The organism is Amycolatopsis sp. AA4 (genome assembly GCF_002796545.1).
Lineage (GTDB): Bacteria > Actinomycetota > Actinomycetes > Mycobacteriales > Pseudonocardiaceae > Amycolatopsis.
The window spans coordinates 2,085,452-2,103,445 of sequence record NZ_CP024894.1 but is presented as its reverse complement, the minus strand read 5'-3'; the positions used below and the strand labels follow the sequence as shown (position 1 = coordinate 2,103,445).

The window sequence follows — 17,994 nt, the reverse complement described above, 5'->3', positions numbered from 1 at the left end:
TCACCGGCGCAGCCGCTCACAACGTGTCCATCGCCAACGCAACCGTCCGAATCCGCGGCAACGACCAGCCCCGCGCCTCGGGCGCGTTCATCCCGCCGAGAGCCCCTTGTGCGCACCGCCGCCAGTTCTCACCGGCACCAACACTCACAACGTGTCCATCGCCAACGCAGCCGCCCCGACGATCGCGGTGTCATCCCCCAGATGCGCCGTGCGGATCCGCGCCAACGGGCGGTGCCGCGCACCCGTGATCGCCCCGGAGTAATGCTCCCGCGCCTCGTCCAGGAACAGCGGCGCGGATTCCGACACTCCCCCGCCGATCACGATGATCTCCGGGTCGAAGACGTCCGCCACCAGCGCCAAGCCCTCGCCCAGCCATTTCGCCAGCTCGGCCATGGCGCGCAAGGCGATCGGGTCGCCGTCGCGGGCCGCGCGGGCCACTCGGCGGCCGGTGACCGAGCCGGGGTCGCCGGCGATTTCCCGGGACAGCACGGTGGAACGGCCGGGGTACCGCGCCAGCAGCTCGACCGCGGTCGCGGCCAAAGCTGTTCCGCTGCAGTAGCGCTCCCAGCAGCCGTACTTGCCGCACGGGCACGCGCGGCCGTCGCGCACCACGGTGAGGTGGCCCAGTTCCGGGGCGACTCCGTGGGCTCCGCGGTAAATCTCGCCGTCCAGCAGCAAGCCCGCGCCGATGCCGGTGCCTAGCGCGACCAGGGCAGCCACCCCGGCGCCGCGCGCGGCGCCGAAGCGGTGTTCGGCCACGACCGCCGAATTGACGTCGTGCTCCAGCGTCACCGACAGGCCGACCCGCTTGGCGATCCGGTCCGCGACCGGGGCGTTGCGCCAGGCCAAATGCGGCGCGAACATCACCGTGCGGCGATCCCGGGCCACGAAGCCCGCCACCGCGAGGCCGACCGCGGCGACGTCGTGCCGGTTGCGCAGATCCTCGACGACCCCGGCGATGGCGTCCTCGAGGGCGCTCTCCTCGCTCGGCGTCCCGACGCGCGCCGTGTCCAGCAGCGAGCCGCGCTCGTCCACGACGCCGGCGCGCACGCTGGTGCCGCCGACGTCCACCCCTACGGTCAGCAATCAGTTCTCCCGCTCCGGCTGCCAGTCCGCGCGCTTGCGGACGGCGATGTGCTGGACCCGCGACGACGGCTCCGAAGACGAAGACGCCGCCGCCGCGGCGGTCGCGGGCGGATGCGCGGCGGGCCGGAACCCGGGCATGTGCACGCCCTCCTCCGGCTCCCAGCGGTCCGCGAGCACCGCCCGCAGCAACGCGACGAGCTGGGCCGCCTGTTCGAGAACCCGGGCCACGAACTCCGGCCGCTCGCCGCGCACGACGGCGACGATCGCACACAGCGGGCACCACCCGCATCCCGAAGTGCTGTCCTCCACATCGGACGCGCCCGGTTCCTCCGGCGAACCGTGCCCGGCGGCCAGCACCCCTTCCAGCCACGGCGCGGCGCGTTCGAGCACCATCTCGACCAGCAGCCGGATCTCCTCGGCCAGCTTCAGGCCGTCGGCGTCGCTGTGTTCTTCGCTCACCCGGGTCCCCGGTTCCCGACCAGGCTGACCACCAGGCCGTCGGCATCGGATTCCGCGCCGGTGATCCGGCACGGGCGCAGCGTCTCGGGCAGGGCGACCAGGCGGCGGAACCCGTCGACGGTGATCGCCAGGTCGTCGTCCACGCGGGCGAGGTCGACCGCCGAATCCCGGTCCAGCGGGAGCGCGACCCGCAGCCGGAAGCCGTCCCCGTCGGCAGCGACCGACAGCAGCGGCGTGACCGGTTTTCCGTTGCCGGACAACGGATCCCGGCCGCCGTACAGCTCGCGGGCCAGTTCCGCGAGCGCTTCGGCGCCCACCGGTTCGCTCGCCCGGTGCTCGACGCGGGCCAGCTCGCCGGGGCCGAACCCGGCCTCGGCCAGTTCCGCCAGCACCGCGTCCTGCTGCTCGCGCCGCGTGCGCAGCCATTTCGCCGCCGAACCGCGCCAGAATCCGGGCGCGGGCATGAGCCGGTTGGCGATCAGGCCGTCGACCGCGATGCCGCGCAGCGCCAGCGACGTGAGCGTGCGCCGGGCCTCGGCGACCACCACTCGTTCCGGGGTCAGCACCAGCCGCACGGTCGTCACGCGCGGGTCAGTGAGCAGCTCGCGCAGCGCGTCGAGATGCGCGCCGAGCTTCCGCACCGAAGCCGCGACCCGGCGGTTGCCGAACACCCGGCCCAAATAACCCGACACGGCTTCCGGCAGCGAAAGCAGCCGCAGCGTTTCCGCGGTCGGACCGCAGTCGACCACCACGGTGTCCCACGGCCCCTGCGAAGCAAGCCGCCGCACCTCGCTCAGCGCGAGCAGCTCGTCGACGCCCGGCAGCACGGTCAGCTCTTCCGCGTCCAGGATGTCCAGACCGGCTCCGGCCAGCACTTTCCGCAGTTCGCCGCGCAGCTCGTGCCAGGTGCGGTCGGCCAGCGCCCGCGAGTCCACCTGCGCCGCCCACAGCCCGGCCGGCGTGCCGTCGCGGCGGAGGTCCACTTCGGAGGGTTCGCCGCCGAGCGGGGTGCCGAACGCGTCGCCGAGCGAATGCGCCGGGTCGGTGGACACCACGAGCGTCTTCCTGCCGCGGCCGGCGAGCGCGGCAGCGGTAGCCGCGGCGAGCGTCGTCTTCCCGACACCCCCCTTGCCGGTGAACAGCAGGATGCGCATCTAGCCCTCGGCCCTGCGCTTGAGCTCCTTGAGCGCGGTGTCCATGACCATCTTCTCCGCCTTGCGCCGCAGCAGCCCGATCATCGGCAGCGCCAGCTCGACCGACAGCGTGTAGGTGACGCGGGTGCGCCCGCCGCCGAGCGGCTCGAGCGCGTACCGGCCGTTCTGCGCCTTCTGCATCTGGCCCTTGACCAGGTGCCAGCTGACGCCGAGACCGTTGTCGTCCCAGTCGTACTCGAGCGTGTACACGTCCTTGATCGGCCCGGCGTCGAGGGTGAGCTTCACCTGTTTCGCCCGGCCCGAGTCGTCGGTCGCGAGCACCTCGGTCTCGCGGACCGCCTTGGCCCACTCCGGGTACGCGGGGAAATCGGAGATCACCGACATGACCCGCGCGGGCTCGGCGTCGACCTCGATGGACTGCGTGGACTGCTCGGCCATGGGACGAAGCGTAGCCGGACAGCACAGTCACCAGCGCAGCACGTAGGGCTGCCCGGTCTCCTTGAAGTGACCTACGTTACGGCACTCGGTGTGCCCGACCCGGCGCCGCGCGGCCAGCGGCTGGTGCACGTGCCCGAACACCGACCAGCGCGGACGCTGCCGCAGGATCAGGTCGACCAGCGCCTTCGACCCGAGTTCGGCGCGGCGCGCGACCACGTCGTAGGTCAGCTCGGGCACCGCGGGCGGGATGTGCGTGCAGAGGACGTCGACCTCGTCCAGCAGCGACACCGCCGCGTCGAACTCCTCGCGCGCCCGCAGGTACGGCCGCCACGCCGCGCCCTTGCGCGGACGCGGGAGCACGCCGTCCGGCAGCACCGCGCCGCCGGCGAAGCCGAACCGCAGGCCGCCGATGGTCACCACCTCGCCGTCGACCAGGTGCACGCCCTCGCCGGCGAACTCCGGCCACGCCGACGGCGCGTCGACATTGCCGGGGATCGCGTACGTCGGCGCGGTCATCGAAGCGAACAACGTGGAGTACTGCTCCCGGACCGCTTCGTCGACCGCGGCCGCCGGATCGTCCAGAGTGGCCCACAGCGTGCGCGAGTAGGCGACCGTCTCGTCCCTGGTGCCTTCACGGCGCAGGCGGGCGAACTCGCCGACCTTCTCCGCGCCGAACAGCACGCCCATGATGCCTTTGTCGTGGTCGTGGTAGTCGACGAAGTCGAGCAGGTCGCCGAGCACGACCAGCGCGTCCGCCCCGTCCCCCGCCCGCTTCAGCGCGTCGGCGTTGCCGTGCACGTCCGAAACGACGTGAACCCGCACAAGAGCCTCCTACTCGACGGTCCGGGGCGGAACCCCCGGCTCGCGCCCGTCCTCGAGGATCTCCTTCAGCCCCAGCGCCACGTCCTTCGCCGCGCGCGCCCGCCAGTCGAATTCGCGGCGCAGTTCGCGCGGGCTCAGCTCGCGCGGGACGCCGCCGGGACCGGCAGGCGTGGCCCGGAGGAAGTAGTGCAGCACGGTGCCGTCGAGAACGGGTTCCAGCCAGACCTCCATGGTACCGATCAAGGCGCCCGTGACGGTCCAGCGCAGGCCCTTGTCCCCCCGGTCGGTGTAGACCCGCAATTCGAGGTCCGGCCAGTACCGGCGCCACGAGCGGGGGTCGGCGAAGGCCGCCGCGACGGTGGACGGCGGCACGACGAGGAAGGTCTCGTCGACAAGATCGAGAGCTGGCTGTTCGTGCACCCGGACACGATGTCACGACCTCGCCGCGCGCCCCGTGCCAGCCTGGTCTTAAGGTCTACGGCACGCTAAGTTGACTGGCGGGTAACCGCACGCGTCGAACACGGAGGTCCACGTGCGCGAATACAGCGCCCCCGCCGGGAAACCGGTGACCGACGACGAGAACCTGGCCGATGTCGTCTGGGCGAACGCGGAGCGGTTCTCCGACGTGGTCAGCTTCCGGCGGCAGGTCGAGGGCACCTGGCTCGACGTCACCGCGAAGGACTTCGCCGACCAGGTCGCGGCCGTGGCCAAGGGCCTGATCGCGGCGGGCGTGGGGCACGGCGACCGGGTCGCGCTGATGTCGAAGACCCGGTACGAGTGGACGCTGGTCGACTTCGCGATCTGGGCCGCCGGCGCGGTGACCGTGCCGATCTACGAAACGTCCTCGCCCGAACAGGTGTACTGGATCCTCTCCGACTCGGCGGCCAAGGCCGTCGTCGTGGAGACCGGCGCGCACCGGAAAGCGGTCGAGGAGATCAGCGGGCGGCTCAGCACGCTGGAGCACACCTGGCAGATCGAGGGCGACTCCCCCGCGATCGACCGGCTGACCGCGCTCGGCGCCGAGGTGTCCGACGAGGACCTGCACACCCGCCGCCGGAGCGTCACCGCGAACGAGACGGCCACCATCGTCTACACCTCGGGCACCACCGGGCGGCCCAAGGGCGTCGAGCTGACCCACCGGAACCTGCTCGCCGAGATCCGCGCGGACATCGAGGCCTTCCCCGAGCTGATGGAGCAGGGCAACTCGCTGCTGTGCTTCCTGCCGCTGGCGCACATCCTCGCCCGCGCGATCGCGATCACCGCGCTCACCGCCCGCGTCACCCTCGGCCACACGCCGGACGTGAAGAACCTGGTCCCCGACCTCGGCACCTTCCGGCCGACGTTCGTGGTCGCCGTGCCGCGCGTGTTCGAGAAGGTCTACAACACCGCCAAGCAGAAGGCGCACGCCGACGGCAAGGGCAAGATCTTCGACGCCGCCGAGGCCACCGCGGTCGCGTACAGCGAGGCGCAGGAAAAGGGCGGCGCCGGGCTCGGCCTGCGCGCGAAGCACCTGGTGTTCGACAAGCTGGTGTACGGCAAGCTCCGCGCCGCGCTGGGCGGCCGGTGCATCGCCGCGGTGTCCGGCGGGGCCCCGCTGGGCGCGCGGCTGGCGCACTTCTTCCGCGGCATCGGCGTGCCGGTGTTCGAGGGCTACGGCCTCACCGAGACTTCCGCGGCGGCGAACGTGAACACCAGCGCGGCGTTCCGCGTCGGCACCGTCGGGCGTCCGGTCGCGGGCACCTCGGTGCGCATCGCCGAGGACGGCGAGGTCCTGCTGAAGGGCGACGTCGTGTTCGGCCGGTACTACAACAACCCCGAAGCGACCGCGGAAGCCCTCACCGACGGCTGGTTCCACACCGGCGACCTCGGCGAACTGGACTCCGAAGGCTTCCTCAAGATCACCGGCCGCAAGAAGGAGATCATCGTGACCGCGGGCGGCAAGAACGTCGCCCCGTCCGGGCTCGAGGACACCATCAAGGCCTCGCCGCTGGTGAGCCAGGTGATGGTGGTCGGCGACCAGCGCCCGTTCATCGCCGCGCTGGTGACGATCGACGAGGAGTACTTCCCGGCCTGGAAGTCCCAGCACGGCAAGCCGGACTCGGCGACGGTGTCGGAACTGGCCGAGGACGCCGACCTGCGCGCGGAGATCCAGGCGGCGGTCGACGAGGCGAACAAGCAGGTGTCGCACGCGGAGGCGATCAAGAAGTTCACCGTGCTGGCCAACGACTTCACCGAGGCGGGCGGCGAGATCACGCCGAGCCTGAAGCTGAAGCGGAACGTGGTGAACAAGAACTACGCGTCCGACATCGAGGCGCTGTACCGGAAGTGACGCGGGACGGGGAGGCGGCCGCCTTCCCGGTTTCCCGGCACCGCAACGGAAACGACCAGTTGCCCGTGCGTCCGCCGAACGGCTGGACGCACGGGCAACTCTGTCGAGGGCTCAGGCCTGCGGCGGCTGTGCCTGGTACTGCTGCTGCGGCGCCTGCGCGTACTGCTGCGGCGGGGCGGCCTGCTGCTGTTGCGGGGCCTGCTGTTGCTGCTGCTGAGCGCCGTCCGGGACCACGTACACCGCGGTGCCGTACGCGGCGATTTCACTGGCCGTGCCAGCGATTTCGTTGCAGTCGAAACGCAGCGCGAGCACCGCGTTGGCCCCGTGCTGCATGGCCTCCTGGCACAGCCGGAAAAGGGCTTCGTGGCGCGAGTCGGACAGCAGCTTCGTGAGGCCCTTCAGCTCGCCGCCTCCCATCGCCTTGAACCCGGAACCGATGTTGGAGAACATGTTGCGGCTGCGGACAGTGAGCCCGAAGACCTCGCCGAACACGCGGACTACGCGGTACCCGGGCAGATCGTTCATCGTCGACAGCAGGATCGGGAACTGCTGCGGTGGCGCGGCTTGAGTCATGCGCGGATCGTATCGTCGGCGAGCCGCTCACGCTGTGATTCGCGCGGTCCAGTCCAGATGATGCCGGTATGCCCACCCTCGCTCTTCCCCGACGTCCTGCCCCGCGCTGGCCGCCACGAGCTTCTCGACCCGGGCGCGGCGCAACCGGTCGTAGGCCGCGAACGCGGCGGGCGCGTCCGGCAGATCGCGCAGGCACTGGCCGAGCACCACCGCGTCTTCCAGCGCCATCGACGCGCCTTGCCCGGCCGCGGGGGACGCCGCGTGCGCGGCGTCTCCGGCCAGCACCATCGACGACGTCGACCACCGGCGAGTGGTCGGCAGGTCGTAGGAGTGGCCGCCGTGCACGTCGTCGCCGGTCGCGGCCACGATCGCGGCGCACGGCAGCGGGTCGTCCGCGAAGGCGGCGCGGGCGAACTCGCGCCAGCCTTCCGGGGTGACGGCGGCGATCTCGGTCCGCGTGCGCTCCGCGTCCGGCACGCGGGCGAACCAGTACGTCGCGCCGTCGGGATCGGTGGTGTAGCCGAACGCGGCGCGGCTGCCGCGGAACATCCGGTAGAGGCCGGGCGCGGGAGGAAGTCCTTCGGCACGCGTGTAGCCGTAAACCACGGTCAGGCCGGTGAAGCGCGGCGGTTCGGCCTGCGGGTCGATGAGCGTGCGGACGACGGAATGCAGGCCGTCCGCGCCGACGAGCACATCGCCGGACGCGGTGGTGCCGTCCTGGAAAGTCGCGGTGCCGCCCTTAGTGGCGGAAACCAACCGTTTGCCGTGGACGATCTGGATGCCGCGGCGTTCCGCTTCCTGTTGCAGCGCACGGTAAAGCGCGGCGCGAGTGAGGGTGCGCGGGCCGTCGAGGTCGCGGTCGAATTCGTGTGCGCCGAGCGTGGCTCCGTCCGGGCCGACGACTTCCATCCCGGTCGAGGCGAAGGACGCTTCGATCACCGGGCGGTCGGCGTCGATCGCGCGCAACGCGTTCATGCCGTTGTGCATCACGACGAGGAACGCGCCCGCGTCCGCTCCCCCGCTGGGATGCGCCTCGTACACCACCGGCTCGTGCCCGGCGAGGTGCAGCGCCATCGCCGTGACCGTGCCCGCGACTCCGCCGCCGGCGATCAATACCCGCATCGCGCCCCCCTGGAAACGACTGTGCCGCCGCCACCGTAGCGGGTGGCGGCGGCACAGACCGGGCGATCAGGCGCGCTGGGCGACCGCGAGCCGCACGCAGACAGCGAGGGCGCGGACGGCCTCCTCCACCTCGGCCAGCTCGGGGAAGGTCGGCGCGATGCGGATGACCGCGTCGGCCGGGTCGTTGCCGTGCGGGTGGGTGGCCCCGGCCGGGGTCAGCGCGACGCCCGCCTCCTTGGCCAGCCGCACGACCTCCTTCGCGGTGCCCTCGGGGACGGTCAGCGAGATGAAGTACCCGCCGGTCGGCTTGGTCCAGGTCGCCAGGTCGCTCAGCTCCTCGGAGAGGATGCGCTCGACGGCGGCGAACTTGGGCGCGATCAGCTCGGCGTGCTTGCGCATCAGCGCGCGGACGCCGTCGGCGTCCTTGAGGAACAGCGCGTGGCGCAGCTGGTTGACCTTGTCCGGGCCGATGGTGCGCTTGCTCAGCACGCTCTGCCACCAGGCGAGGTTCGCCTCGGACGCGCCGAAGAACCCGACGCCGGCCCCGGCGAAGGTGATCTTCGAGGTGGAGCCGAACACGAACGCGCGGTCCGGGTTCCCGGCCTCGGCGCAGAGGGCGAGGATGTCGGCCAGCTCCGGCTCGTCGTCGGTCAGGTGGTGCACCGCGTAGGCGTTGTCCCAGATGATCCGGAAGTCCGGCGCGGCGGCGGGCATCGCGGCGAGCCGCCCGGCGACCTCGGCGCTGAAGGTGACGCCGGTCGGGTTGGAGTACTTCGGCACGCACCAGATGCCCTTGACCGCGGCGTCCTCGGCGACGAGCCGCTCGACGACGTCCATGTCCGGGCCGGTCTCGGTCATCGGCACCGGGATCAGCTCGATGCCGAACCGCTCGGCGAGCGCGAAGTGCCGGTCGTAGCCGGGCACCGGGCACAGCATCGCGATCCGGGGCTCGTCGGCCCAGCGGCGCGGCGCGCCGGGCAGGGTGCTGAGCATCGCCTGCGCGATGGTGTCGTGCATCAGCTCCAGGCTGGAGTTGCCCGCCGCGAACAGCTGCTCGACCGGCACCTGCAGCGCGTCCGCGAAGATGCGGCGCAGCTCCGGCAGCCCCTTGAGCCCGCCGTAGTTGCGGGTGTCGGTGCCGTCCTCGGCCTTGTACTGGCCGTTCGGCAGCGTCAGGAGATCCGCGGACAGGTCGAGCTGCCGGGGCGACGGCTTGCCGCGGGTGATGTCCAGGGACAGTCCGCGCTCGACCAGCGCGGCGTAGTCGCGACGGGCAGTGTCGACATCGACAGGAGCTGTGGTCATACCACCACGCTAAACCGCGCGCACAAGCCAGTTTGGGCGCCCCCCGGCTCTCGTGGGCTAGCGTGGGGCCCGTGCGGTACCTGGTGCATGCCGACCAACGGCAGTTCTCCTTGCGGGACAAGGACGCCTGGCGTCCCGGCGATGGCGGGTGGACCGACGAGGCGGTGTCGGCGCACCGCGTCGCGGTGGAGCCCTCGTCGCTCTCCGTGGCGACCGCGCGCTCCGATTGGGTCGAGGTCGACGTGTCGGTCGCCGCCTCCGCGCCGCCGGTGCGGCCGGACGCGTCCCACGTCGTGGAAGCCGATCTCGACGTCCCCGGCGGCGCGGCGACGCTGGCCGGTCCCGCCGATTACGCGGGCCGGGAGCACCGGATCGCGGTCCCGCCCGGGCGGTACCGGGTCCGAGTGTCCTATGTGGAGAGCGGACCGCCGGACGCGGAATGGCACGACCACGAGTTCGGCGAGCATTTCCGGTACGTGCTGGACCTGTGGCCGTCCGCCGGGGCCGCGCCGGTCGCGGTGCTGCGCCAGGGCCCCGGGGTCTGGGACGGCTGATATCCCGTTGGCGGCGCGCGGCCGCGGACGGCAGACTCGGCGGCATGCAGTGGATCACCACCGAGATCGGCGAGGAGTTCGTGCGCGGCGCGCTCGAGCTGGAACGCACGCCGCAGGGCTTGCTGCCGCACCGGCTGCCCGCGCGGGCGCGGGCGCAGAACACCGACAGCAGGCTCGCGATGGCGGAGACCCAGCCGTCCGGCGTGCGCCTGGCGTTCCGCACCGAGTCGACGGCCGTCGAACTGGACACCCACCGCACGAAGGTCGGCTACGTGGGCGTGCCGCCGCTGCCCGACGGCGGGTACGAGCTGGTGCTGGACGGACGCCCGGCCGGCTCCGCGACCGTCTCCGGCGGCGACGAACTGATCCTCGACATGATGACCGGCGAGGGCGAAACCCGCCCCGGCCCGTCCGGCACGGTCCGGTTCTCCGACCTGCCCTCGGGCGTGAAGGACGTCGAGATCTGGTTGCCGCACAACGAAACCACCCGGCTGGTCGCCTTGCGCACCACCGCCCCGATCTCCCCGCTGCCGCCCGCGCGGCGCGTCTGGCTGCACCACGGCAGTTCGATCAGCCACGGCACCGGCGCGGCGGGCCCGGCGCAGACGTGGCCCGCGCTGGCCGCCGCTGCCGCCGGGGTCGGCCTGGTCAACCTGGGCTTCAGCGGAAGCGCGCTGCTGGACCCGTTCACCGCGCGGGCTCTTCGCGACACTCCCGCCGACTTGATCAGCGTGAAGCTGGGGATCAATATCGTGAACGCCGACCTGATGCGGCTGCGCGCTTTCGGCCCGGCGGTGCACGGATTCCTGGACACGATCCGGGAGGGGCATCCGGACGTTCCGCTGGTCGTCGTTTCGCCGCTGCTGTGCCCGATCCACGAGGACACGCCGGGTCCGGGAGCGCCGGACTTCAGCACCGGAACGCTCCGCTTCAAGGCAACGGGCGATCCGGCCGAGACTGCGGAGGGAAAGCTGACGCTGAAGGTGATCCGGAAGGAACTGGCGCGGGTCGTCCGGGACCGGCAGGATCCGGCGCTGCACTACGTCGACGGGCTTTCGCTGTACGGCGAAGAGGATTTCGCCGCGCATCCGCTGCCGGACGCGCTCCATCCGGACGCGGCCACGCACCGGCTGGTCGGGGAACGGTTCGCGAAACAGGTCTTCGGGGACGGCGGTCCGTTCGCGGAATGAGACTCGTGGCCTCAAGCCTTGCCTGAGGCCACGCTCGTTCAGCGCGCGAACCGGCGCGCGAACTCCGCCATCCCGGTCGGGCGGATGTCCGGGTAACGGTCATTGTCGAGCGGCCACAACTTCGCCTTCCCGGTGACCATCGCCCAGACGTATTGCAGCGCGACATAATCCGTCGGACCGGACGCGGCGGACTTGCGCCGCTTGATCTCCGCTGCGAGGTCCTCCGTGCTGCCGAGGCGCTTGAGCGCGAGATTCCGGCCGGAACCGCGCTCCAACGCCGCGTGGAAGTCCTTCATGGACAGCACGTCGCCGGCTACCCGGACAGGCCCGGAAACGTCCTCCTCCAGCGCCACCGCGGCGGTGTAGGCCGCAGTGTCCGCCACGGTGGTGAAATCGCACGGCTCGTCGCCGTCGCCCCAGTAGCTGAACGTTCCGCGGTCCCAATCGACGATTTCGAGGAACGGCGCGGTCATCACCTCGTGGAACGCGCCATTGAGGACAGACGTCACCTGAACCTCGGTACCGGCGAACGCCTCGTGCGCCTTCCGCCGGTCGTCGAGGAAGACGTTGTCCCCGTCGTCGAGCCGGAACAGATCGACCGCGAAGTCCGACGGGATCAGCCGGGACACGCCCGCCTTCTCCGCGGCGCGCAACAGGGCGAGCTGCCCGTCCACGACGACGGCCGGGCCGCCCTGCACCGCGGAGACAACCACGTCCACGCCCTCCAGTGCGCGGCCGGGGCGATCGAGCGTCCCCTGGACGATTTCCGCGCCGTGTTCTTTCAGTGTCCGCGCCGCCTCGGCCCCCGCGCTCTCCGGCCGGACCAGCGCCCGCACCCGCGCGCCGCGGCGCAGCAGGCTCGCCGCGATCTCGCTGCCCAGCATTCCCGTGGCCCCCGCGACCAGCACCTTCGTCATGTGTCATTCCTCCTGGATCACTGCCGCTTGACTTCGGCGATCGCGACGCTAATCCTTGAAACCGATTACAAGGTCAAGTCATCGGAGCCAGGTCACATGCGCATCGGGGAACTGTCCAAGCGGACCGGCGTCGACGAGCAACTGCTGCGGTACTACGAAAAACAGGGTCTCCTGCACCCTGCTCGCACCCCGAACGGCTACCGCGACTACGCGGAAGCCGACGTCAGCGCGGTGCGGCGCATCCGGGAGCTGCTCGCTGCGGGCCTGCCGACCGCGACGATCGCCGAGATCGGCTCGTGCGTCCGGGACGAACCGCTGACGCCCGCGTGCGACGGAGTGCTCGAACGGCTGCGCGGCGAACGCGACCGGATCGACGCGGCGCTGGCGCGGCTCCAGTCGTCCCGCGCGGCGCTCGACACAGTGATCCAGCGCCGGACCGACGCCTGACGGACCCGGCTGCTAACTTCCGCCTCATGGCGGACCACACTCTCCAGCAGCTGCTCACCGGCGCCGACAGCGGTGTTCTCCTGTTCGGCATCACCCCGCCGCGCCTGAGCAACTCCCCGGAGCGGATCCAGGAGATCACCGCCGCCACGCTGGCGCGGCTCAGCGAACTGGACGTCGACGGGCTCGCCCTCTACGACATCGACGACGAGAGCGACCGCAACCCCGAGGAGCGGCCGTTTCCCTACCTGCCGACCCTCGACCCGGCCGTCTACCACGCGGACTATCTCAGCGAGTGGGACCGTCCGGCGGTCGTCTACCGGTGCGTCGGCAAGTACCCCGGGGACGAGCTGCGGGACTGGCTGCGCACCGCCGACACCGACCGCGTGCTGTCCGTCTTCGTCGGGGCGTCTTCGAAGGGCAAGGAGGTGCACACCCGGCTGTCCGAGGCACAGGCGTTGCGCCGGGAGGTGCGCCCGGACCTGCTGCTCGGCGGCGTCGCCATCACCGAACGGCCCGACGAGCACCTGCGCCTGATCGCCAAGCAGCGGGCCGGCTGCGCGTACTTCATCTCGCAGGTGATCTACAGCGCCGACGCGGCCAAGAGCATGGTCTCCGACTACTTCTACACCTGCCGCGAGCAGGGCATCGAACCCAAGCCGGTGCTGTTCACCCTCTCGGTCTGCGGTTCGGCGAAAACGCTGGCGTTCCTGAAGTGGCTCGGCGTCCACGTCCCGCGCTGGCTGGAGAACTCGCTGCGGCACGCGGACGACACGCTGGCCGAGTCGTACGAGCAGTGCCTGGCGAACGCGCGCGAGCTGGCCGCCTTCTGCCGCAAGCTCGGGACGCCCTTCGGGTTTCTCGTGGAAAGCGTGTCGATCCGGAAGGTCGAGATCGAAGCCTCGGTGTCTCTCGCCCGCGAGGTCGGCGAACTGCTCGGCCGAACCGGTTAAAGCGGATCCAACGCAGTGATCTTCCACTGCCCGTCGGTCCGATGCGCAGTCACCGACAGCTGACCCACCGACGACTGCGGCGCGCCCCCGCCCGGCAGAATCGTTTGCTGGTCCAGGAAAAGCAGCAAACTCGCGTCATCGCCGCGCAGCGAACGGACCCCGACCGCGCGCACCGTCGTCGTCCGGACGAGCTTTTCGTTCGTCGCGCGCTGCCGGGCCGCGGCGAACTGGCTTTGGTACTGCCCCACCGCCGAACCGGTCAGCACCTCCGCCGCGGCGCGAGCGGTGCGGTCCAGATTCGCGTAGTCGTAGGAAAAAACCGCCTTCACCGCGGCGCTGACCTGGTCGGTGACCTGCGCGGTCGCCGCGGGGTCGACCATCGCCTCGTCGTCCTCGGGCTGCAACAGAGACGCCTGCACCCCGAACCACACCGCGCACGCCAGCGCGACCGCGGCCACGGCGGCGGTGATCGTCCGCCGGTTCACGAGCCCACCGCCTGCACGCCGCCGATCTTCCACGTGTCGCCGTCTCGCGCGAAGTCCACGGCCAAGCGCGCTTGTTTCGCTGAAGGCGCGCCGTCGCCGGTGCTCACGCGGACGTTCAGGACCGCGATCAGCCGTGCAGTTCCTGCCGAAGGGTTCAGGTCGGTGACCGCGGCCTGCACGAGCGACGCTGTCGACACGGTTTTGGTGCGTTTGGCCCGGTCGATCTGCAGCTGCCGGTCGCCGGAGAGGTCCTTGCCGTACTGCCCGGTCGTCGCGGCGATCCAGCGGTCGACGTCGACCGCGCTCGTGCGGTAGTCGATCGTGTTCAGCGTGACCAGTTCCGTGCTCGCAGCGGCCAGCACGGCGTCCCGGGCGCGGCCTCGGGCCAGGCTGTCGTCCTGCGCCGCGCTCCACCACGACCAGCCGAACCACGCGGCGGCCAGCACCGCGACCGCGGCCAGCGCGGTCAGCACCCGCGTGTTCCAGAAGGATCCCATCACGAACCGCCCAGCAACGCTCCGAGCCCGCCCTTCAACGGCGCGGTCAGCTGCCCCAGCAGACCCGGCAACTGCTGTTGCGACGCCTGGTCCGAAGGCGCGGAAGCCTGGGGCGCGGCCGGAATCGCGGGCGGCTTCCCGGCATACGGCGCGTTCTGCGCGCCCCGCACCTCGGTCGGGCTGCCCGGCGGCTCCGCGCAGTAAGCGTTCATGTTGACCGGCGCGTCGCTCGTGTCGTTGGCCGGACGCTGTTTCGTGCCCTCGTACCCCTTCGTGCACGAATGCGGATCGAAGAAGTTGAACACCACGCCCAGATGTCCGGTGCCGTCCGGCGAGGTCGTCGGCGAGAACGCGGAGATCACCGGGTACGCCACCAAAAGCTCCTCGATCGCGTCCTTCCGCATCGAGGTGACCTGCGCGGTGGTGAGCGAGTTCGCGAACAGCACCCCGAGGTCGGTCCCGGACGTCGCGAGCACGTCGCTGATCTGGCGGCTCAGCTGCGGAGCCTCGTCGATCACCTTGCGGAGAGCCGGATCCGACGACTTCAGCTGGCCGGCGATCGTCTTCAGCCCGGACGCGAACGCCGTGATGTTCTGCGCCTGCCGTTCCTGCGTCGCGAAAACCGTGCGGGAATTCGCCAGCAGCCCCTGCGTGTCCGGCACGTACTGGGCGGCGGTCGCGGTGAGCGAACTGGTGCTGTCCAACAACTTCTGCAGCTGCGGCCCGGAACCGGCGAACGCGTCGTACGTCTCGTCCACCACGGTCTTCAGCGATTCCGGATGGACGCTCGCGACCAGCCCGTCGAGATGCGTGAGCACCGAATCCGGCGTCGCGGGCAGCGAGGTGCGATCCTGCGCGATCACCGCGCCGTCCTCCAGGTACGGCCCGGATTCGCGGTCCGGCAGCAGGTCCACGAACTGCTCCCCCACCGCCGACCGGTTCGCCACCTGCGCGTGCAGCGCGGACGGGATGTCCGGGCCGCCGGAGTCGATGTCGAGCCGGACGTCGATGCCCTGCGGGGTGAGCGTCATCGCCCCGACCCGGCCGACCGTCACGCCGCGGTAAGCGACCTCGGAGTTCACGAAAACCCCGCCGGAGTCGGGAAGTTTGAGCGTCACGTGGTAGCCGCGATTGCCGAAGATCCGGTCGAGACCGGCATACCGGCCGCCCGCGTACGTCACCGACACGACGGCGATCACGAAGAACACCAGCAGCTGGATCCGGGTTTTGCGCGTGTTCATCAGCCGCCTCCCACCAGACCGCCGAGCAATCCGCCCAAGACCCCGCCGTACCCCGGTTTCGCTCCGCCGCTCGACGGCGTGTTGGGAAGCGGCAACGGCAATTGCGGCGTCCCCTGCCCGGCAGCAGGCGGAGCACCCCCGGGCACCGAAGGGGTCGAGGGCGTCGGCAGCTGGAACGGCGGCTGCGACGAGTTCGTGAAGTTCTGCACCAGCTTGTCGAGATCGAGGTTGATCCGCGCGTCGACGTTCGCGTAGTCGCCCTTGATCACGTTGCCCGCGTAGTCCGGGAACGGGTAGGTGAGCAGGATCCGCAGCGCGTTCGGCAGGTCCTGGCCCGCCGCGCTGAGCTGGCGCAGCGTCGGTTCCAGCGCCTTGAGGTTCGCGACGAGCTGGTCCCGGCTGCGGTTCACCGTGTCGACCGCGACGCCGGACAGCTTGTTCAGCGCGTTCAGCATCCCCACCAGCTGGTCGCGCTGGTCGGCGACGATCTTCAGCCCCGGCGCGAGTTTGTCCAGCGCGGTGGCGAGGTTCTGCTTCTGCCCGACCAGCGTGGCGGACAGCTTGTCGAGTCCGTCGATCGCGCGCAGGATCTCGCCCTTGTGGCCGTCCAGCTGGGTGGCCAGTTCGTCCACTCGGGACAGCAGCGCGCGCATCTGCGGTTCGTTGCCGGACAGCGCGTCGTTGAGTTCGTGGCTGATGTTCTGCAGCTGGTCGACGCCGCCGCCGTTGAGCAGCAACGACAACGCGCCCAGCACCTCTTCGATCTCCGGATTGCGGTTCGTGCGCCCGAGCGGGATCTGCGCCCCGTCGGCGAGCCTGCCCGCCGGTTTCTCCGCGGTCGGCGCGCTCAGCTGCACGAACTTCTCGCCGAGCAGGCTGGACTGGCGCAGTTCGGCGCGCGCGTTGGCGGGCAGCTGGACATCGCCGTTCACCGTCATCGACACGAGCGCGGACCGGGTGTCCGGCGTGAGCGCGATCCGGTCGATCCGGCCGACCGCGACGTCGTTCACCTTCACGTTCGCCTGCGGCACCAGGTCCAGCACGTCGGTGAACAACGCGGTGACGTGGTACGGATGGTCGCCGACGTCCGGGCCGCCGGGCAACGGCGTCGAGTACAGCCCGTTGAACCCGCCGTCGCTGCACCCGGCGAGCACCAGCACCCCGGCGAGCGCGCCCGCCAGCCGTTTGCGGAGGCGTTTCACTTGGCGCCTCCGGGTTTCTGCGTCAGCACGTCCGTCAGCGGCAGCGGCAACGGCGGCAACTGGCCGTTCTGCAGCGAGTTCAGCGCCTGCGGGATGGACGGCAGCTTGAGCGTGCCGTCGAGCACCGGCGCGAGCTTCTTGCAGATGTTGCCCAGCGTGTCCGGCAGCGGCTTCGGCGTGCCCGCGCTGATCAGCCTGCAGACGGTGAGGATCGGCGGATTGGTGATCTCGTTCAGGTTGTCGCGCACCGCGATCGTGCCGGACGCCGCGTCGTAGGTGTTGATGAAGTTCGTCGCCCCGGTCGGCGCGATGTCGAGCACCTCGGCGAGCGCGGCCCGCTGGTCCACCAGCACCTTGGTCAGCGACGCCAGTTTGGCCACATTGGACGAAAGGCCGTTCTTGTTGTCCGCCACGAACTGTTTCACGTCCTGCAACGACGTGGACAGCGAATCGAGCGCCGCGCCGACATCGTGCGAATCGTCGGCGAGGAACCCGCTGACGTCCGCGAGCCGCCGGTAGAACTCGTTCAGCTGACTGTCGCTTTGGGACAGTGCGGAGGTGAAGGAGTTCAGGTTCTTCACCGTGGAGAACAGGTCGTCCTTCGAATCGTCGAGCGTGCCGGCCAGTTCGGCGAGCCTGCTGACGGTCGAGTTCAGGTCCTTGCCGTTGCCCTTGAGGTTGGCCGCGGCGGTGTCCAGCAGGTCGGAGAACGCGCCGTTTTTGTTGGCCCCGTTGGGTCCGAGCGCGGTGGACAGCTTGTCGAGGCTCGCGTAGAGGTCGTCCAGTTCGACCGGCGTCGCCGTCTTGTCGCGCGCCAGCACGGTCCCGCTGGCGAGCGTCGGGCCGCTGTCGTAGGCCGGGGTCAGCTGGACGTACCGGTCGCTCACCAGGCTCGGCGAAACGACGACCGCGCCGACGTCCTTCGGGATCGGGACGTCGTCGTTCACCTTCATGTCGACCCGTACCGCTTGGCCTTCCGGCGTCACCGCGGTGACCTGGCCGACCGCGACGCCCAGCACGCGCACCGACGAACCGGCGTACAGGCCGACGGTCTTGCCGAAGTACGCCGAGATCTTCGTCCCGCCGGTGTCGCGCAATACGAGGTAGATGCCCGCGGTCAGCAAAAGCGCGGCCACACAAGCGAATCCCAGCCAGGTTACGAGGCTGCGCCCCGCGCGCGTTTCGACGGTCATGACGCCTCCGCGGGAAAAAGTACGTCGGCG

The 17,994-nt window shown here is 70.7% G+C and carries 20 protein-coding genes; 5 read left to right on the top strand and 15 right to left on the bottom strand.

Going from position 1 to position 17,994, the window contains the following annotated elements; genetic code table 11:
- Positions 1–144: 144 nt before the first annotated feature.
- From CU254_RS10045 to CU254_RS10020, 6 genes are read right to left on the bottom strand one after another with little or no spacing between them, the layout of a single operon-like run.
- A complete protein-coding gene (locus CU254_RS10045; protein ID WP_037713148.1) occupies positions 145–1,071 on the bottom strand; it encodes an ROK family protein in 927 nt (308 codons plus the stop codon).
- A 15-nt stretch (positions 1,072–1,086) separates the two neighbouring features.
- On the bottom strand, positions 1,087–1,545 hold the full coding sequence (locus CU254_RS10040) for a hypothetical protein (RefSeq protein WP_037713145.1): 459 nt from the start codon (positions 1,543–1,545) through the stop codon (positions 1,087–1,089).
- Positions 1,542–2,699: an ArsA family ATPase gene (locus CU254_RS10035; protein WP_009075239.1), complete on the bottom strand. Its 1,158-nt coding sequence runs from the start codon at positions 2,697–2,699 to the stop codon at positions 1,542–1,544. The genes CU254_RS10040 and CU254_RS10035 overlap by 4 nt, the downstream gene beginning before the upstream one ends.
- Positions 2,700–3,137 (bottom strand): SRPBCC family protein, encoded by a 438-nt coding sequence (locus tag CU254_RS10030; protein WP_009075237.1) that lies wholly within the window; start codon positions 3,135–3,137, stop codon positions 2,700–2,702.
- 27 nt (positions 3,138–3,164) lie between these two features.
- Positions 3,165–3,959 carry a metallophosphoesterase gene (locus CU254_RS10025; RefSeq protein ID WP_009075235.1) on the bottom strand — a complete coding sequence of 265 codons (795 nt, stop codon included), beginning with the start codon at positions 3,957–3,959 and terminating at the stop codon, positions 3,165–3,167.
- A gap of 9 nt (positions 3,960–3,968) precedes the next feature.
- Positions 3,969–4,379, bottom strand: a complete 411-nt coding sequence (locus CU254_RS10020; protein WP_009075233.1) for a hypothetical protein — start codon at positions 4,377–4,379, stop codon at positions 3,969–3,971.
- A gap of 112 nt (positions 4,380–4,491) precedes the next feature.
- Here CU254_RS10020 and CU254_RS10015 point away from each other — a divergent pair, with 112 nt between their 5' ends.
- On the top strand, positions 4,492–6,288 hold the full coding sequence (locus tag CU254_RS10015) for a long-chain fatty acid--CoA ligase (RefSeq protein WP_009075231.1): 1,797 nt from the start codon (positions 4,492–4,494) through the stop codon (positions 6,286–6,288).
- A gap of 111 nt (positions 6,289–6,399) precedes the next feature.
- On the opposite strand, the gene CU254_RS10010 is transcribed toward CU254_RS10015, so the two are convergent.
- The 3 genes from CU254_RS10010 to CU254_RS10000 all read right to left on the bottom strand — a co-directional run bounded on the left by CU254_RS10010 (position 6,400) and on the right by CU254_RS10000 (position 9,288).
- Positions 6,400–6,861, bottom strand: coding sequence for a YbjQ family protein (locus CU254_RS10010; protein WP_009075230.1), 462 nt, complete (start codon positions 6,859–6,861; stop codon positions 6,400–6,402).
- A 27-nt stretch (positions 6,862–6,888) separates the two neighbouring features.
- A complete protein-coding gene (locus tag CU254_RS10005; RefSeq protein ID WP_037713144.1) occupies positions 6,889–7,983 on the bottom strand; it encodes an FAD-dependent monooxygenase in 1,095 nt (364 codons plus the stop codon).
- A 66-nt stretch (positions 7,984–8,049) separates the two neighbouring features.
- Positions 8,050–9,288 (bottom strand): aminotransferase class I/II-fold pyridoxal phosphate-dependent enzyme, encoded by a 1,239-nt coding sequence (locus tag CU254_RS10000; protein WP_009075227.1) that lies wholly within the window; start codon positions 9,286–9,288, stop codon positions 8,050–8,052.
- Between the two features lie 71 nt (positions 9,289–9,359).
- On the opposite strand from CU254_RS10000, the gene CU254_RS09995 reads away from it, so the two are divergent.
- Entirely contained in the window at positions 9,360–9,842 is a 483-nt protein-coding gene (locus tag CU254_RS09995; protein WP_037713141.1) for a hypothetical protein, read from the top strand.
- Positions 9,843–9,886: 44 nt separating this feature from the next.
- Positions 9,887–11,032: a GDSL-type esterase/lipase family protein gene (locus tag CU254_RS09990; protein ID WP_037713140.1), complete on the top strand. Its 1,146-nt coding sequence runs from the start codon at positions 9,887–9,889 to the stop codon at positions 11,030–11,032.
- Between the two features lie 38 nt (positions 11,033–11,070).
- On the opposite strand, the gene CU254_RS09985 is transcribed toward CU254_RS09990, so the two are convergent.
- Positions 11,071–11,949, bottom strand: a complete 879-nt coding sequence (locus CU254_RS09985; protein ID WP_009075222.1) for an NmrA family NAD(P)-binding protein — start codon at positions 11,947–11,949, stop codon at positions 11,071–11,073.
- A 96-nt stretch (positions 11,950–12,045) separates the two neighbouring features.
- Here CU254_RS09985 and CU254_RS09980 point away from each other — a divergent pair, with 96 nt between their 5' ends.
- On the top strand, positions 12,046–12,396 hold the full coding sequence (locus CU254_RS09980) for a MerR family transcriptional regulator (RefSeq protein WP_037713136.1): 351 nt from the start codon (positions 12,046–12,048) through the stop codon (positions 12,394–12,396).
- 26 nt (positions 12,397–12,422) lie between these two features.
- Positions 12,423–13,346 (top strand): methylenetetrahydrofolate reductase, encoded by a 924-nt coding sequence (locus CU254_RS09975; protein WP_009075218.1) that lies wholly within the window; start codon positions 12,423–12,425, stop codon positions 13,344–13,346.
- Here CU254_RS09975 and CU254_RS09970 read toward each other — a convergent pair.
- The 5 genes from CU254_RS09970 to CU254_RS09950 are packed head-to-tail and all read right to left on the bottom strand — an operon-like array spanning position 13,343 to position 17,964.
- On the bottom strand, positions 13,343–13,831 hold the full coding sequence (locus tag CU254_RS09970) for a hypothetical protein (RefSeq protein WP_050788140.1): 489 nt from the start codon (positions 13,829–13,831) through the stop codon (positions 13,343–13,345). The two genes, CU254_RS09975 and CU254_RS09970, sit on opposite strands and share 4 nt — an antisense overlap.
- Positions 13,828–14,328 (bottom strand): hypothetical protein, encoded by a 501-nt coding sequence (locus tag CU254_RS09965; RefSeq protein ID WP_037713133.1) that lies wholly within the window; start codon positions 14,326–14,328, stop codon positions 13,828–13,830. The genes CU254_RS09970 and CU254_RS09965 overlap by 4 nt, the downstream gene beginning before the upstream one ends.
- Positions 14,328–15,569 (bottom strand): MCE family protein, encoded by a 1,242-nt coding sequence (locus CU254_RS09960; RefSeq protein WP_009075214.1) that lies wholly within the window; start codon positions 15,567–15,569, stop codon positions 14,328–14,330. The genes CU254_RS09965 and CU254_RS09960 overlap by 1 nt, the downstream gene beginning before the upstream one ends.
- A complete protein-coding gene (locus CU254_RS09955) occupies positions 15,569–16,771 on the bottom strand; it encodes an MCE family protein (RefSeq protein WP_037713131.1) in 1,203 nt (400 codons plus the stop codon). Before CU254_RS09955 ends, CU254_RS09960 begins: the two co-directional genes overlap by 1 nt.
- Positions 16,768–17,964 carry an MCE family protein gene (locus tag CU254_RS09950; RefSeq protein WP_009075211.1) on the bottom strand — a complete coding sequence of 399 codons (1,197 nt, stop codon included), beginning with the start codon at positions 17,962–17,964 and terminating at the stop codon, positions 16,768–16,770. The genes CU254_RS09955 and CU254_RS09950 overlap by 4 nt, the downstream gene beginning before the upstream one ends.
- Between the last annotated feature and the right edge of the window lie 30 nt (positions 17,965–17,994).

Coding starts and splice junctions, on each gene's coding strand:
- CU254_RS10035 (WP_009075239.1), bottom strand. CDS start 2,699: ATGCGCATCCTGCTGTTCACCGGCAAGGGGGGTGTCGGGAAGACGACG.
- CU254_RS10030 (WP_009075237.1), bottom strand. CDS start 3,137: ATGGCCGAGCAGTCCACGCAGTCCATCGAGGTCGACGCCGAGCCCGCG.
- CU254_RS10010 (WP_009075230.1), bottom strand. CDS start 6,861: ATGACTCAAGCCGCGCCACCGCAGCAGTTCCCGATCCTGCTGTCGACG.
- CU254_RS10005 (WP_037713144.1), bottom strand. CDS start 7,983: ATGCGGGTATTGATCGCCGGCGGCGGAGTCGCGGGCACGGTCACGGCG.
- CU254_RS10000 (WP_009075227.1), bottom strand. CDS start 9,288: ATGACCACAGCTCCTGTCGATGTCGACACTGCCCGTCGCGACTACGCC.
- CU254_RS09990 (WP_037713140.1), top strand. CDS start 9,887: ATGCAGTGGATCACCACCGAGATCGGCGAGGAGTTCGTGCGCGGCGCG.
- CU254_RS09985 (WP_009075222.1), bottom strand. CDS start 11,949: ATGACGAAGGTGCTGGTCGCGGGGGCCACGGGAATGCTGGGCAGCGAG.
- CU254_RS09980 (WP_037713136.1), top strand. CDS start 12,046: ATGCGCATCGGGGAACTGTCCAAGCGGACCGGCGTCGACGAGCAACTG.
- CU254_RS09975 (WP_009075218.1), top strand. CDS start 12,423: ATGGCGGACCACACTCTCCAGCAGCTGCTCACCGGCGCCGACAGCGGT.
- CU254_RS09965 (WP_037713133.1), bottom strand. CDS start 14,328: ATGGGATCCTTCTGGAACACGCGGGTGCTGACCGCGCTGGCCGCGGTC.
- CU254_RS09960 (WP_009075214.1), bottom strand. CDS start 15,569: ATGAACACGCGCAAAACCCGGATCCAGCTGCTGGTGTTCTTCGTGATC.
- CU254_RS09950 (WP_009075211.1), bottom strand. CDS start 17,964: ATGACCGTCGAAACGCGCGCGGGGCGCAGCCTCGTAACCTGGCTGGGA.